The organism is Pseudomonas sp. CGJS7, assembly GCF_036961695.1.
Genome location: NZ_JBAMDI010000198.1, coordinates 1 through 14,031, shown reverse-complemented (window position 1 = coordinate 14,031; position 14,031 = coordinate 1). Strand labels below are relative to the sequence as shown.

General features: G+C 68.7%; 13 protein-coding genes. 5 read left to right on the top strand and 8 right to left on the bottom strand.

The genetic code is table 11. From position 1 onward, the window contains the following. The 4 genes from V7787_RS49885 to dtd all read right to left on the bottom strand — a co-directional run. The coding region (locus V7787_RS49885) for a hypothetical protein (protein ID WP_336094982.1) at positions 1-447 on the bottom strand (447 nt) is incomplete at its 3' end. Positions 448-532: 85 nt separating this feature from the next. After that, positions 533-1,048 carry a hypothetical protein gene (locus V7787_RS49880; RefSeq protein WP_336094981.1) on the bottom strand — a complete coding sequence of 172 codons (516 nt, stop codon included), beginning with the start codon at positions 1,046-1,048 and terminating at the stop codon, positions 533-535. A gap of 150 nt (positions 1,049-1,198) precedes the next feature. Further along, the gene (rpoD, locus tag V7787_RS49875) at positions 1,199-3,061 is read right to left on the bottom strand and encodes an RNA polymerase sigma factor RpoD (protein WP_336094980.1); all 1,863 of its coding nucleotides are present in this window, start codon (positions 3,059-3,061) and stop codon (positions 1,199-1,201) included. Between the two features lie 93 nt (positions 3,062-3,154). Continuing rightward, positions 3,155-3,595, bottom strand: coding sequence for a D-aminoacyl-tRNA deacylase (gene dtd, locus V7787_RS49870; protein WP_336094979.1), 441 nt, complete (start codon positions 3,593-3,595; stop codon positions 3,155-3,157). A gap of 131 nt (positions 3,596-3,726) precedes the next feature. Between dtd and V7787_RS49865 the strand changes: the two genes are divergently transcribed. The 3 genes from V7787_RS49865 (at position 3,727) to V7787_RS49855 (ending at position 6,876) form a co-directional block, all read left to right on the top strand. Further along, the gene (locus tag V7787_RS49865; protein ID WP_336094978.1) at positions 3,727-4,662 is read left to right on the top strand and encodes a lauroyl acyltransferase; all 936 of its coding nucleotides are present in this window, start codon (positions 3,727-3,729) and stop codon (positions 4,660-4,662) included. Between the two features lie 91 nt (positions 4,663-4,753). Next, on the top strand, positions 4,754-5,365 hold the full coding sequence (locus V7787_RS49860) for a PH domain-containing protein (protein WP_336094977.1): 612 nt from the start codon (positions 4,754-4,756) through the stop codon (positions 5,363-5,365). Beyond that, complete coding sequence (locus V7787_RS49855) at positions 5,362-6,876, top strand: PH domain-containing protein (RefSeq protein WP_336094976.1); 1,515 nt, start codon at positions 5,362-5,364, stop codon at positions 6,874-6,876. The genes V7787_RS49860 and V7787_RS49855 overlap by 4 nt, the downstream gene beginning before the upstream one ends. Before the next feature lie 130 nt (positions 6,877-7,006). On the opposite strand, the gene V7787_RS49850 is transcribed toward V7787_RS49855, so the two are convergent. Then, positions 7,007-7,885 carry a glycosyltransferase family 2 protein gene (locus tag V7787_RS49850; RefSeq protein ID WP_336094975.1) on the bottom strand — a complete coding sequence of 293 codons (879 nt, stop codon included), beginning with the start codon at positions 7,883-7,885 and terminating at the stop codon, positions 7,007-7,009. Between the two features lie 157 nt (positions 7,886-8,042). On the opposite strand from V7787_RS49850, the gene V7787_RS49845 reads away from it, so the two are divergent. Continuing rightward, positions 8,043-8,795, top strand: coding sequence for a glycosyltransferase family 2 protein (locus V7787_RS49845; protein ID WP_336094974.1), 753 nt, complete (start codon positions 8,043-8,045; stop codon positions 8,793-8,795). Between the two features lie 21 nt (positions 8,796-8,816). On the opposite strand, the gene V7787_RS49840 is transcribed toward V7787_RS49845, so the two are convergent. Continuing rightward, positions 8,817-9,887, bottom strand: coding sequence for a CDP-glycerol glycerophosphotransferase family protein (locus V7787_RS49840; protein ID WP_336094973.1), 1,071 nt, complete (start codon positions 9,885-9,887; stop codon positions 8,817-8,819). Positions 9,888-9,938: 51 nt separating this feature from the next. Here V7787_RS49840 and V7787_RS49835 point away from each other — a divergent pair, with 51 nt between their 5' ends. Further along, on the top strand, positions 9,939-10,862 hold the full coding sequence (locus V7787_RS49835; protein WP_336094972.1) for a glycosyltransferase family 2 protein: 924 nt from the start codon (positions 9,939-9,941) through the stop codon (positions 10,860-10,862). Positions 10,863-11,051: 189 nt separating this feature from the next. Here V7787_RS49835 and V7787_RS49830 read toward each other — a convergent pair whose 3' ends face one another. Continuing rightward, on the bottom strand, positions 11,052-12,353 hold the full coding sequence (locus V7787_RS49830) for an O-antigen ligase family protein (RefSeq protein ID WP_336094971.1): 1,302 nt from the start codon (positions 12,351-12,353) through the stop codon (positions 11,052-11,054). 422 nt (positions 12,354-12,775) lie between these two features. After that, positions 12,776-14,023, bottom strand: coding sequence for a 16S rRNA (cytosine(967)-C(5))-methyltransferase RsmB (gene rsmB / locus V7787_RS49825; protein WP_442965376.1), 1,248 nt, complete (start codon positions 14,021-14,023; stop codon positions 12,776-12,778). Positions 14,024-14,031: the final 8 nt, after the last annotated feature.

Sequence of the window (14,031 nt, the reverse complement as noted above, 5' to 3'; positions counted from 1 at the left end):
CAAGATCAACGGCAACGCCGCAGCCAGCACCACGAAGGCCAGCGCCACCATCGCCGCCTGCCACAGCGGCCGCGCCGGCAATCCGGCCGCGGCGCGCGCACGGATCGCCGCGCCCTGCATCCAATCGCCGATCAAGTACGCGGCCGCCGGCAGGATCGCAAAGTAAATCAGCGCCGCGATCGCCAGCGCGGCGCCGTGCGCATTAACCGCGTATCCGAATGAGTGGATCGCCGCGTATGCCAGCGGCGGCACAACCACCAGTCGCATTGCCCATGCGGCACCGAGCCGACGCAGGGCGACGTAGTTCATCGAGATCAACCACACGCCCGCGATCATGCTGCCGATGAGGCAGGCCACGGCGATGGCGGACAGATCGAACAGCGGCCGCTTCGGGTCGAGCGATGGCCTAGGCGTATCAGGCCTTGGAGGCAAGCGTTGTGCACCCATAGCCATCGAACCTCTGCATCGTCCGTATCGGTCGTGAAACGCGCGGCACCGACGTCCAACATCAGACATGATGCGAACGCTCGTATCAACCGCCGTTCAATCGCAGAACGCGCAACGTCGCGATAAGCAGCACTAAAGACAGAGCGAGCACCGCCCACCCGGCGCCGACTACGACCATCCAATCCAAGCGCGAACGCATGGGCAACCCCGACTTGAGCCGAGCCGATATTTCCGGCCCCTGGGCGAAGTACGCTGGCCCCCAAACGACCAACGGCGGCGCCAAAGCCAGCAGAAGCAGGCTCGCTGCCACGCTCGCGGTCGAGTGTTGATAGCCAAAGACCAACACGGTGTAGCCGACCACCCATACCAACGGCCCGCACACCAACACGGCAAGCGCGGCCATGGTTGCCGCGAGCATCCGGCGCTGTTGTGCGAGAAAGTTCAGCGCGATCATCAATAAGCCGCCGACCAGCGGCGCCGCCATGCTGGCGGCCAGGATCGCCTTGATGCCGAACCAGCGCCGCGTCGGGTCGAGCGCACGGTCGATAACCGGTACGACCGGGCTCGTTGATACGCAGTACGACGACTCCAACGTCTGCATGCATCCTCCGTGAGGCGACCGGCCGTTTGCGCCATCTCGGCAACCGAGCGAGGCCGCCGGAATTCCGTCATGAGCGTAGCGCAAACGCAGAAACGAAACAGGCCCCGTTTCCGGGGCCTGTTTCTTACCTACTTTGCATGCCCAACGACATCAATCGATATCGAGGAAGCTGCGCAGCTGCTCCGACCGGCTCGGATGACGCAGCTTGCGCAGCGCCTTGGCTTCGATCTGACGGATCCGCTCGCGGGTGACGTCGAACTGCTTGCCGACTTCTTCCAGCGTGTGATCGGTGTTCATGTCGATGCCGAAACGCATGCGCAACACCTTGGCCTCGCGCGGAGTCAGGCCGGCGAGCACGTCGCGGACCGTCTCGGACAGGTTGATGTTGGTGGTCGCTTCCACCGGGGACTCCACGTTGGTGTCCTCGATGAAGTCGCCCAGGTGCGAGTCTTCGTCGTCGCCGATCGGAGTCTCCATCGAGATGGGCTCCTTGGCGATCTTCATGACCTTGCGGATCTTGTCCTCGGGCATGTCCATCTCTTTGGCCAGCTCTTCCGGCGTGGCCTCGCGGCCGTACTGCTGGAGCATCTGGCGCGAGATGCGGTTGAGCTTGTTGATCGTTTCGATCATGTGCACCGGGATACGGATGGTGCGGGCCTGATCGGCGATCGAACGGGTGATGGCCTGACGGATCCACCAGGTGGCATAGGTCGAGAACTTGAAGCCGCGGCGGAATTCGAACTTGTCGACCGCCTTCATCAAACCGATGTTGCCTTCCTGGATCAGATCCAGGAACTGCAGACCGCGGTTGGTGTACTTCTTGGCGATGGAGATGACCAGGCGCAGGTTGGCCTCGACCATTTCCTTCTTGGCCTTGCGCGCCTTGGCTTCGCCGTAGGCCATCGCGCGGCTGATTTCCTTGATGTCGGTCAGGGTCAGCAGCGAGGCTTGTTCGATCTCGATGGTCGCCTGTTGCTCGGCGATGATCTGATCCTTGACGTCGCGCAGGCCCGAGGACCACTTCTGCTTGCGCTTGAGCAGTTCGTCCACCCACTCCAGATTGGTCTGGTTGCCTTCCCAGGCGCGGATGAAGTCCTTGCGCGGCATCTTGGCCACGCGGGTGGCCAGGTCCAGGATCTTGCGCTCGTGGTCCTTGATCGAGCCGACCACCTCGCGCAGGTTGCGCATCAGCGTGTCGGTCAGGGCCAGCGGCAGCTTCAGGGTGACGAACACCGCGGCGATGTCTTCGCGCAGCTTGGTCACGGTCTTGTGGCCGGCGCCGTTCTTGGCCACGGCCTTGAGGAACTTGCCGTGCAGGTCGGCGATGGCTTCCATCCGCGTAGCCACTTCGACCGGATCCGGACCGGACGTGGTTTCCTCGGCGTCGGCATCGTCGCCGGCGGCTTCGACGTCTTCGTCTTCGTCGGCTTCGGCGTCGTCGGAGGCGACCACCGGCGGCGCCGGCGGTTCGGGTTCTTCGTCGAGGTGATCGTTGAAGCCGACCACGATCTCGGCCAGGCGCTTCTTGCCGGCCTTGTGGGTCTCGTAATCGTCCAGGATCGACTGGATCGTCGCCGGGAACAGCGCCAGCGAAGCCTGGACCTGATTCAGGCCTTCTTCGATGCGCTTGGCGATGGCGATTTCGCCTTCGCGGGTCAGCAGCTCCACCGTGCCCATTTCGCGCATGTACATGCGCACCGGGTCGGTGGTTCGGCCGCCTTCGCCGTCGAGTGCGGTCAACGCCGCCGCGGCTTCTTCAGCGGCGGTGTCGTCGACTTCGCGGTTACCGGTGTTGCCGTCGGCGAGCAGCAGCGTTTCGGCATCGGGCGCAACTTCGTGCACTTCGATGCCCATGCCGTTGATCATGCCGATGATGTCTTCGATCTGTTCGGCGTCGACCAGATCGTCGGGCAGGTGATCGTTGACCTCGGCATAGGTCAGGTAGCCCTGCTCCAAGCCCTTGCTGATCAGGAGCTTGATATCGGACGGAGGGGGCTGACGTTCGTTGGCCATGGGCTGCGCCACCGCGCTAATGAGGGTAGGGAACGTTCCAGTATATCAGGTCCGGGCGGCCCGGCCGGGACTACCCGGCGGGCTGCGGCCGGATCAGGACCGGAGCAGGAAGGTGACCGGGCCGTCGTTGACCAGGCTGACGACCATATGGGCGCCGAACCGGCCGGTTTCCAGCCCTCCGGCATGACGCTGCCGGCAAGTTTCGACCAAACGGTTGAATATCGGTTCAGCCAGCGCCGGCGCGGCCGCCGTACTGAAGCCCGGACGCATGCCGCTGCTGGTGTCGGCCGCCAGGGTGAACTGGCTGACCAACAGCAGCCCGCCGCCGGTATCGGCCAGGCCGCGGTTCATGCGTCCGGCCTCATCGGCAAATACACGGTATCCGAGCAGCCGTTCGGCCATGCGCGCGATTTGGGGCTCGCCGTCGCCGGGTTCAACCCCCACCAGGGCCAACAGGCCGGGGCCGATCGCGCCGACCACCTCGCCGTCGACGCTGACGCTGGCCTGGGTCACGCGCTGGATCAGGCTGAGCATGCGCGGCGGCCGTCGATTGGGAGGGAAACGCCAGTGTACTGCCTGCATCGCGCCGGCTACGCGGGGCAAGGTCATCGAACCGGCCAAAGCGGTCGCGACGGCGGCCGATACGCAGCGGCTACACTGCGCGGATGACCCGATTCGCCGCCCGCCTGCTGTACTTTTTCGCCGGATTGATCGGCCGCCTGCCCGACGCCTGGCAGCGCCGGCTGGGCGACGCCATCGCCGCGGTCTGGCAGCGCCGCGACGGCCGCGAGGCGCGGGTGGCGCGGGTCAATCTGAGCCTGGCCTACCCCGAACTGCTGCCGGCCGAACGCGAGCAATGGCAGCGGGCGATCGTCCGCACCACCGCCCGCCAGGCGGTGGAAACCCTGCGCCTGTGGACCCGCCCGCATGCGCAAAATCTGCGCCTGCTCAAGGAGCAGCACGGGACCGAGCTGTTCGACGCGGCCCTGGCCGCGGGCAAGGGCCTGATCGTGGCCGCGCCGCATTACGGCAACTGGGAGCTGCTCAACCAGTGGCTGGCCTGGCGCACGCCGCTGGCGATCCTGTACCGGCCGCCGGATTCGCCGGTCGGCGAGGCGTTCTTGAACCTGGTCCGGGCCGATTCCGACGCCGAGCGGGTGACCCAGGTGCGCGCCGAGGGCGCCGCCGTGCGCCAGTTGTGGAAACGCCTCAATGCCGGCGGCGTGGTCGGCATCCTGCCCGACCAGCAACCCAAGGCCGGCGACGGCGAGTTCGCCCCGTTCTTCGGCGTGCCCGCGCTGACCATGACCCTGCTCGGGCGGCTGGCCGAACGCACCGGCGCGACGGTGTTGTTCGCCTACTGCGAGCGGATCGACAGCCACGACGGCGAACCCGGCTTCGCGCTGCGCATCGAAGCCGCGCCCGAGGGCATCGCCGATCCCGATCCGCGCCGCGCCTGCACCGCGCTCAACGCCGCGGTCGAGCGGATCGCGCGGCGCGATCCGGCCCAGTACCAGTGGACCTACAAGCGCTACACCCTGCGGCCGTCGGGCGACGGCAACGACAACCCGTACCGTTCGATCGAAACCGATCGGCGCTGAGTCGCGGGCGGCGCAGCGGTTACACACGCACCGCAGTTCAGTCGCGGCCCACGCGGCTACACTGCCCCACGCCCTTGGTTCCGCCCGCACGATGACGCAGATCCCGCCCGTAGATCCCACCGCACCCGAACCGGCCGCCGATGCGTCGGCACCGCCGGCGACCGTGCAACCGCAGCAAACCCCGCAGCCCGAACCGGAACCCGAGCAAGCCGATGAGGCCGAGACGGGCAACGGCGACTGGCAACGGCTGCCGGCGCGGGCGATCCCGTTGTGCACCATCGACATCAGCCTGGGCCTGGCGCTGGTGTTCGCCATCGCCGCGACCATCGTCGGGGTGCTGTGGGTCGGCAAGTTCGTGGCCCTGGCCAGCGGCGTGAGCGGCGCGCTGTTCGGCGCCGGCATCGGCATGTGGATCGGCTTCCGCCGTTACCGCAACACCTTGTGGCGGCTGGATGAGCACGGCTTCGCGGTGCGCCGCGGCGTGGCCTGGCAGCGCGAGACCCTGGTCCCGCTGACCCGGGTCCAGCACCTGGACCTCAAGCACGGCCCGCTGCAGCGCATGCGCCGCCTGGCGACGCTGGTGGTGCACACCGCGGGCACCCGCCACAACGCGGTGGCGATCGACCACCTCGACGCCGACGACGCCCAGCGCCTGCGCGAGCGGCTGGGCCGCCAGCTCGATCACGAAGACGAGGACCGATGAGCGCGTCCGAGTTCGAGCGCCCGACCGCGCCGAGCCAGGCCGAACCGACGGCCGACCGGCGCCTGCATCCGATGTCGTGGTTGTTCGTGCTGATCCAGCAGCTCAAGCAATTCATCCTGCCGTTGCTGGCCTTGGTGTTCCTCGGCCGCGGCGACCGCAACGAACTGTGGTCGCTGATCGGCGTGGCGGTGCTGGCGCTGCTGGCGCTGTGGCGCTATGCGACCTACCGCTACGGCATCGGCGCCAACGGCCTGGTGATCCGCAGCGGACTGTTCACCCGCAGCCTGCGGGTGATTCCGTTCGTGCGGATCCAGAACGTGGCGGTGCAGCAGACCGTGTTGCACCGGATGTTCGGCGTGGCCGAGGTGCGGCTGGAGTCGGCCGGCAGCAAGGAACACGAGGCGCAGATGCGGGTGCTCAAGCTGAGCGACGCGCTGGCGCTGGAAACGTTGGTGCGCCGGCGCGGCGAAACCCCGGCCGACGCGGTCGAAGAGCCGGTCGACTCGCTGCTGCGGCTATCGCCGGCCGAAGTGCTGCGGCTGGGACTGGTGTCCAACGGCGGCCTGGTGCTGGTCGGCGCCGGCGTGGCCGCGGTGTTGCAGATGGTTCCGGACTTCAACGGCCGCGTGCCCACCCGGGCGCTGCGCCACGGCGTGCGCTGGTTGTTCGGACGGGTCGAGGGTTATCACCTGGAGGCCGCCGGCTACGCGATGCTGGCGGTGGCGGCGATCGTCCTGGTCGCGGTCGCGCTGAAGAGCCTGTCGATGATCCTGGCGCTGCTGCGCTACTACGGTTTCGAACTCAGCGAACAAGGCCGCCGGCTGACCGCCGAGCGCGGCTTGCTCGGGCGCTGGCGCACCACCGTGCCGCGCCGGCGCATCCAGGCCTGGACCGTGGAAGAAGGCGTGCTGCATCGCCTGCTCAAACGCCGCCGCCTGGCGGTGGACACGGTCGGCGGCGACGGCGATGAGGAAGGCCGCGCGCTCAAGGAACTGGCGCCGATCGCGCCGCCGGCGACTTGCGACGGCCTGATCGATCACCTGCTGCCGCGCGCCGGCTGGGATGCATTGGAGTGGCGCGCGCTGCCCAAGGCGGCGTGGTGGCGGCTGTTCCTGCCGGACGTGCCGTGGACCCTGCTGGCGGCGTTCGCGCTGCATTGGCACTTGGGCGCCTGGAGCCTGCTGGCGCTGCTGTGGCTGCCGTGGGCGGCGTTCAAGGCGCAGCGGCACGCGCGACGCATCGGCTACGCCCTGGGCGCGGAACTGATCGCCACCCGCGAAGGCTGGTGGCGGCGTTACTGGCGCTTCGCCGAACTGGACAAGCTGCAGGCCTTGCAGATCACCCGCTCGCCGATCGACCGCCGCTGCGGCACCGCGACCTTGTGGCTGGACACCGCCGGCGCCGGCGCGCTCGGCCCGGCGCTGCGTATCCGTTTCCTGCCCGAGCAGGAAGCGCGAAGGATCTACCAGCGCTTGTCGGCATCTTTGGCCAAGCGCCCGCTGCGCTGGTGAATGCGCGGCACCCTCAAGCGCCGCCAACCAAACCCCGCGCGCGCCCCAACACCGTCATTCCGGCGAAAGCCGGAATCCATTTTGATCTTGCTCTCATCGCCCCAGCCACCGCCGAGCCAACCAGCAACCCTCAACCCACCGGCATCGGCGAAGCCGCCAACACCAACGGCGGCATCGCCGCAGCGGGTTGCTGATCGATGCCGAACTCGGTCCAGGTACGCCGCTCGATCCGGGTCTGCGCGCGCAGACGCCGGTTGAAAGCGATGCTTTCGGCGGTGGCGTAACCGCGCGGATGATCCAGATGCACGACGCTGGCGCGATGGCGAATGCGCTTGCCGCGCACGCCAGCGTTTTCCAGGCGCTCGCCGAACTCGCGATCCTGCCCGCCGTAACGCATGCGTTCGTCGAAGCCGTTGACCGCGAGGATGTCGCGCTTCCAGCCCGAGGCGCCGTGGCCGTTCCAGCTCGCCCGCGCCGGGCTCAGCAGATCCAGCCACCAGCCCAGCCGCGGCCCCGCGCTGAGCTTGAGATCGCGGCGCGAGGCCTGCATACCGTGCCGGCGCAGCCACTGCACGTCGAAGCAGCGCCCGTCGGCGATCTCTTCGGCGCCGATGCTCAGGCTCGTGCGCATCGGCAGCTTGTGATAACCGCCGGACAAGAACCGGCCGGGTTCGCGCAGACGCAGATGGGTGTCGACGAAGTCCGCGCGCGGGATGCAGTCGCCGTCGGTGAAGATCAGATAGTCGCCGTAGCTGGCGCGGATCGCCATGTTCAGCGCCTCGCACTTGCGGAAGCCCTGGTCGGGCTGCCACAGATGGCGCAGCGGCATCGGCACGCTCGGACGCAGGCGCTCGATGGTGTCGCGGGTGGCTTCGGCGCTGCCGTCGTCGGCGACCAGGATCTCGAAATCGCGCCGGTTCTGCGCGGCGAAACCCAGCAACACCTTCTCCAACCACGCCGGTTGGTTGTAAGTTGTGAATATCACGCTCGCGGCGAGCGGTGCTTTCATGACCACGATCCCCCATGACGGACATCAAGCCGCAACGACGTCGCGCAACCCTGCGCGCGGCGCCTCCCCTGTCGCGGCGCGATCACGCTAACGGCCCAATACGACGATGCAGTTACCGGACCGCTCCAGTTCATCGCAAGATACCTCACGCGTCACAGTGTCGGCCACGGTCATCGCTTTCAACGAAGCCGACCGCATCGGCGACTGCCTGGCCTCGCTCGCGTTCTGCGATGAGATCGTGGTGGTGGATTCGCATTCCACCGACCAGACCCGGCAGATCGCCGAGCGCATGGGCGCGCGGGTCATAGTACGGACCTTCGACGGCTTCCGCAGCCAGAAACAATTCGCGGTCGAACAGGCGCGCCACGACTGGGTGCTGTGCCTGGACGCCGACGAACGCGTCGATGCGACCCTGCGCGCGGCGATCCAGGCCGAACGCGAGCGCGGCTTCGCCGGCGCCGCGGGTTTCCGCTTCGCCCGGCTGTCGGAGTATTTCGGCCGTTACCTGCGCCACGGCAACGCGTATCCGGACCGCAAGCTGCGCCTGTTCGACCGCCGCCGCGGCGGCTGGCGCGGCGACCGCGAAATCCACGAGACCGCCAGCGTCGACGGTGCGGTGAAGACCTTGCCGGGCGACCTGCTGCATCGGCCGTTCCGCTCGTTCGAACATCAGCTCGGCAAAGGCCGGCAGTACGCGCAGATGATGGCCGAACACGCCTACGCGCGCGGGCAACGCGCTTCGCTGGGCCGGCTGGTGCTGTCGCCGGCCTGGCGGTTCTGGCGCGGCTACGTGCTGCGCGGCGGGTTTCTCGACGGCTGGCCGGGGCTGATCTACGCCTACGTCACCGCCTACACCGCGCGCCAGAAAACCATCCGGCTGTGGCTGCTGCAACGCCAGCAGCGGCCCTGAACGCGGCGGCGGCGATCCGGATCAGCCGGTCGGACCCCAGTAACCCAGATCCTTGCGGATCTGCAGCCCGCGCAACAACGCGCTGAACGGGCGTTTGCGCAAACGGCCCAGGCGGCCGGCGAGCAGGTCTTCGGTGGCGGCGATCACCCGTTCCGAAGAGCGGCCGTCGCGATAGGGATGGATCGCGTCGGCGTAGGCGTCGATCGCCGCCTGCAGTTCCGGGCTCGGCGCGAACGCCTGTTCGAGCTGTTCGTTCAGCCGCGCCGGATCGTCGAAGTCGAGCATGTGCGGCTTGGGCGCGCGGTTGCGGAAGGTCACCACCGGCTTGCGCTGGACCACGAACTCGGAGACCACCGAAGTGGTGTCGGCGACCAGCACATCGGCCGCGCGCTGGGCGGCGATCAGGTCTTCGGTTTCCACGAAGGTGGCGTTGGGCCCGGCCAGGGAGCGGTAGCGATCGAACAGCTCCGGCGCGCACTTGGGGTGCAGGGTCAGCAGCCAGTAGCGCTCGCCTTCGGCGACCTGGGCGCGGATCGATTCGAACAGATGCGGCGCCGCGCTCAGCCGTTCGGTGAAGGTCGAGGCGAACAACACCGTCGGCCGGCGGCCGGCCAACCGGCGCCACTTGGCGGCGCCGGCGTCGTCGCCCTGAAACAGCGGATCGAGCTTGGGCCAGCCGGTTTCGACCACGGCGAAATGCCCGGCCCGCTCGGCCAGCTCGCGGAACGGCGCGGTGGTCGCCGGGCCCTGGGTGCAATACAGGTCGAACAAGCCACGCACGCGGAAATGGCCGCGCGCGTCTTCGCGCTTCTCCACGTTGAAGCCATGGAACAGCTGCACCTTGGCGCCGGCGACGAAGGTCGGCACCCAGTTGGCGGCGCTGAACACCGCGCGCGGCTTCAACGCCACCGCCGCGCGCAAACCGGCCTTGCCCGGTTCGAGCATGCGCACCGGCGCGGGCAGGCGCGACGCCGCGGCGCCGTCGGCGAACCAGGCGTGGGCGACATGCCCGGCCGCGTGCAACGCCTGCGCCAACGGCTGCAGGATCGGCAGCGCGTAGCGTTCGGTCGCGAAAAGCAGGAAATCGGACATGGGCGTGATTATGCGGCGGAGCAAGGAGTGTAGAGGAGTGAGGAGTGAGGAGTGAGCAAAGGCGAATCAGGGTTTGCCCTTGCTCACTCCTCACTCCTCTACACTCACTCCTCGCCCGCCCCCCGGACCGCCGCCATCGACACGCCCCCGCCGACCGCCGAGCGTCCCCGCCTCTCGGCCTGCATCATCGCCTTCAACGAAGCCGACCGGATCGGCGATTGCCTGCGCTCGCTGGCATTCTGCGATGAGATCCTGGTGGTCGACTCCCACTCCAGCGACGCCACCGTGACCATCGCCCAGGGCGCCGGCGCGCGGGTGCTGCAACGGCGGTTCGACGGTTTCCGCAGCCAGAAGCAGTACGCGATCGAGCAAGCCGGGCACGACTGGGTGCTGTGCCTGGACGCCGATGAGCGGGTCAGCGACGAATTGCGCGCGGCGATCGAGGCCGCGCGCGATCGCGGCTTCGCCGATGCGGCCGGTTATCGGTTCGCGCGTCTGTCGGATTATTTCGGCCGTTTTCTGCGCCACGGCAACGCCTATCCCGACCGGGTGCTGCGCCTGTTCGACCGCCGCCGCGGCGGCTGGCGCGGCAAGCGCGAAGTGCACGAAGCCGCCAGCGTCGACGGCCCGGTCGTGACCCTGCCCGGCGATCTGATCCATTACCCGTATCGCTCGCTGGAACAGCAGTTGTCCAAGACCGAACGCTATGCGCGGATGATGGCCGAGTACGACCACGCCCGGGGCAAGCGCGCGACCCTGGCCAAGCTGATCCTGGCGCCGGCTTGGCGCTTCTGGCGCGGCTATGTGTTGCGCGCGGGCTTTCGCGACGGCTGGCATGGGCTGGTCTATGCCTATGTGCGCGCCAATTACGTGCGGCAGAAGACCATCATGCTGTGGATGCTGCAGCAGGGGCAGCCGGTGACTACGCCGGTGCGGCAGGAGCCGGAGCGGGAGGAGTCTGCGCCGCCGCGGTAGGTAATGGGGCGTGGGAGCCGGGTGGATGAGTTATCGCCGGCGAACGGCTCCGCGCTGGATGCCAACAGCAAAGATCAAAATGGGTTCCGGCTTTCGCCGGAATGACGGGTGTGGGGTGCGCGGGTTTGTTTGCGGGTTGCGCGGTTTTCGAGGCTTCGAGGCTTTCGCGGTTTTCTAGGCTTTCGCGGCTCAAGCCGGCGCCGCGTTTTGCTCGCGCGCCTCGCGCAAGCTGAAGCCGTACAGCACGCCGATCATCACCGCGTAGAACGACGCGATCAGCTGATGGGCGAACATCGACTGGGTCAGCCCGCAGACGATGTACACCAGCACCAACACCAATCCGGCCAGGGCGGTGCTGCGCGAAACGCTGCCGGTCACCGCGCGCAGTCGCCGCGCGAACAACGCCAGCGGCACCAGGTAGATGCCCAGGATCGCGATCAGCCCCGGCACGCCCATGGTCGCGGCCCATTCGAACACGTCGCTGTGGGCGTGGGCGAGCCGGCAGAAACCGATCCGCGGCGCCGGCGGCGCGCATTGCGGCGTGGCCCGCACCACTTGTTCGAAGCTGCCGATGCCGACGCCGGTGACCGGGTGGGCGACGAACGTTTCGCCGGCCAGTTCCAGCAAGGTCATGCGCGCGCCCAGCGAGGACTCGTGGTCGTTGCCCTGCTGCACCCGGCCCATGTCCGAGACCAGTTCCTGGATGCGCATGTGTTGCGCCAACGGGCTCACCCACCAGCTCACCACCAGCCCGATCGCCAACGCCGCCAGCACCGTCCACGACAATTTGCGCGCGCGTCCGCCGCTGACCGCCAAGCCGACCAGCAACACGATCGCCAGCCCCGGCCAGACCCCGCGGCTGCCGCTCAAGCCGATCGCGGCCACGCCGAGCCCGCACGCCAGGGTGGTCCACAGCAATTCCCCGGGCGGGCGGGTGAACACCGCCACCACGATCAACGCGATCAAGGCGTTGGCGAACACGATGGCGTTGGCGGTCCAGCCGAACGCCCGCTCCACCCCGACGCCGACCTGATACAGCGCCGCGGCGAACGCGCCGGCCAGCCCCACCAGCGCGCCGGCCCACAGCCAGCGCCGCGACGGCCGGTAGGCGTAGACCATCAGCGCGAACAACGGCAGCGTCAGCAAACGCAGGCGGCTGTCGACCTCGCGCCAGCGCACCTCGAAATAAAACCTGGAGAACAGCACCACCACCGCGACCAGCGCAACCATCGCCAGCAACCAGCGCAGCTCGCCGCCGATCTCCCGCCACGCCTGCGCGATCCGCCCAGGCGTCATCGCCAGGGCGATCAGCGCGAACGCGGTGAACGGATTGAGCCCCCAGGGCGTGGAAATCAACAGCGCCGGCAAACAGAACAAGCCGATTTCCAGGACCCGGCGGGCATGCCGCTGGCGCGGCGGCTCGCCTTGGTACGCGGCGGGAACGGCGAAGAACGAACCGGACATGGATACCTTGGCGGTGGGATGGGGCACGAGTCGGATCGGAATCTTCAATCGGTCTGAGGTCGAAAACCGGCGATCGTGTTCATGTTCGGCGAATGGCGGCGCGAACGGACATCGCGCGCCGGTCGGGTCGGACAGCATCGCCGCCGCGCCCTGAACCGGACTGCGCCGCCCGCCTCCCGGGCGCCGAACCCCAGGATGCCCGCTCTGCCCACGCGGCCGCCAGCGGCGAGACCGCAAACGCCGACGCGATCGTCCGGCGGGCCGGGGTTTGCGGCGCCGGCGCGCCAGCGGCCCGGCGGCGATCCGGGAGCGGCAGGCGAGCGGGCGAGGCGCGAGTGAACATGGGCGAAATGATACTCAGCCGGTTCGAGCGCATGCAGAGGGGAAAACCACCGCATGGGCGCAGCGGGCGCCCGGCTCGCCGGGCCGGGCAGCGACAATCGGCCGGATCAAGCGATCCGGCGCAGGCGCGCGTAGAAGAAACCGTCGCCGCCGCCCTCGCCGGGCAAGTTCTGGCGACCGACCTGGCAATCGTGGCCGTATCCGGCGTCCAGCGGCTCGACCCGCGCGTCGGCGGTGCGGGCCAGGAACGCGCGGATCTGTGCGTCGTTTTCCGCGCGCAGGATCGAACAGGTCGCATACAGCAGCACCCCGCCCGGGGCCAGCGTCCGCCACAGCGCGTCCAACAGCCGGGCCTGCAGCGTTGTCAGCGCGGCGATGTCGGATTCGCGCCGGTGCAGCACCACGTCGGGCTGGCGACGGACGATGCCGGTGGCCGAACACGGCGCGTCCAGCAGCACCGCATCGAAGGGCTCGCCGTCCCACCAGGCGTCCAGCTCGGCCGCGTCGGCGGCGTGCAGATCCGCTTGGCCGTCGAAGCCGGCGCGCTGCAGGGTCGCGCGCACCCGCTGCAGGCGCGCGGCGTCGATATCCAGCGCGGTCAGGCGCAGGCTCGGGTCGCGTTCGAGCAAATGCGCGCTCTTGCCGCCCGGGGCGGCGCAGGCATCGAGCACGCGCGCGCCGCGCGCCGGCGCCAATGCGTCGGCGACGCGTTGCGCGGACAAGTCCTGTACCGAGACTTCGCCCTCGGCGAATCCGGGCAACGCGGCCACCGCCAGCGGCGTGTCCAAACGCAGCGCCTCCGCCGGCGCGGCCGGCGCGAAGGCTTCGATGCCTGCGGCGCTCAGCGCGGCCAGATACTCCTCACGGCCGATCCGCGCGCGGTTGACCCGCAGCCACATCGGCGGCGGCGTGGCGCTGTGGGCGACAATCGCCTCGTAGTGTTCGGGCCAGTCCTTGCGCAGTTGCCCGCGCAGCCAACTGGGCCAATGCGAATGGCGCGGGTCCACCGCCGGCAGGCCGTCGCGCTGGGCGCGGCGCAGCAGGGCGTTGACCAATCCGGCCTGGTGCGGATGGCCGAGCAGGCGCACCGCTTCCACCGTCGCATCCAGCGCGGCATGCGCCGGCAGTTGCAGCGGATCGAGCTGGGCCAGGCCGACATACAGCAAGGCGCGCAATTCGCCGTCGCGCTTGCCCGGCGGGCGCGGCATCCAGGCGGTCAACGCCGCTTCGAAGCGCAGCGGCTGACGCAGCACCGCGAAACAAATCGCTTCGACCAGGGCGCGATCGCGCGGATCGGCCAGCGCGGGCAAGGCCGCGGCGAGTTCGGCCTTGAGCGAACGGCCGCGGTGCAGCACCGCATCGA

Bases quoted from the DNA above. Each gene is read 5' to 3' on its own strand.
- dtd (WP_336094979.1), bottom strand. From the start codon at position 3,595: ATGCTCAGCCTGATCCAGCGCGTGACCCAGGCCAGCGTCAGCGTCGAC.
- V7787_RS49850 (WP_336094975.1), bottom strand. From the start codon at position 7,885: ATGAAAGCACCGCTCGCCGCGAGCGTGATATTCACAACTTACAACCAA.
- V7787_RS49880 (WP_336094981.1), bottom strand. From the start codon at position 1,048: ATGCAGACGTTGGAGTCGTCGTACTGCGTATCAACGAGCCCGGTCGTA.
- V7787_RS49840 (WP_336094973.1), bottom strand. From the start codon at position 9,887: ATGTCCGATTTCCTGCTTTTCGCGACCGAACGCTACGCGCTGCCGATC.
- V7787_RS49860 (WP_336094977.1), top strand. From the start codon at position 4,754: ATGACGCAGATCCCGCCCGTAGATCCCACCGCACCCGAACCGGCCGCC.
- V7787_RS49865 (WP_336094978.1), top strand. From the start codon at position 3,727: ATGACCCGATTCGCCGCCCGCCTGCTGTACTTTTTCGCCGGATTGATC.
- rpoD (WP_336094980.1), bottom strand. From the start codon at position 3,061: ATGGCCAACGAACGTCAGCCCCCTCCGTCCGATATCAAGCTCCTGATC.
- V7787_RS49855 (WP_336094976.1), top strand. From the start codon at position 5,362: ATGAGCGCGTCCGAGTTCGAGCGCCCGACCGCGCCGAGCCAGGCCGAA.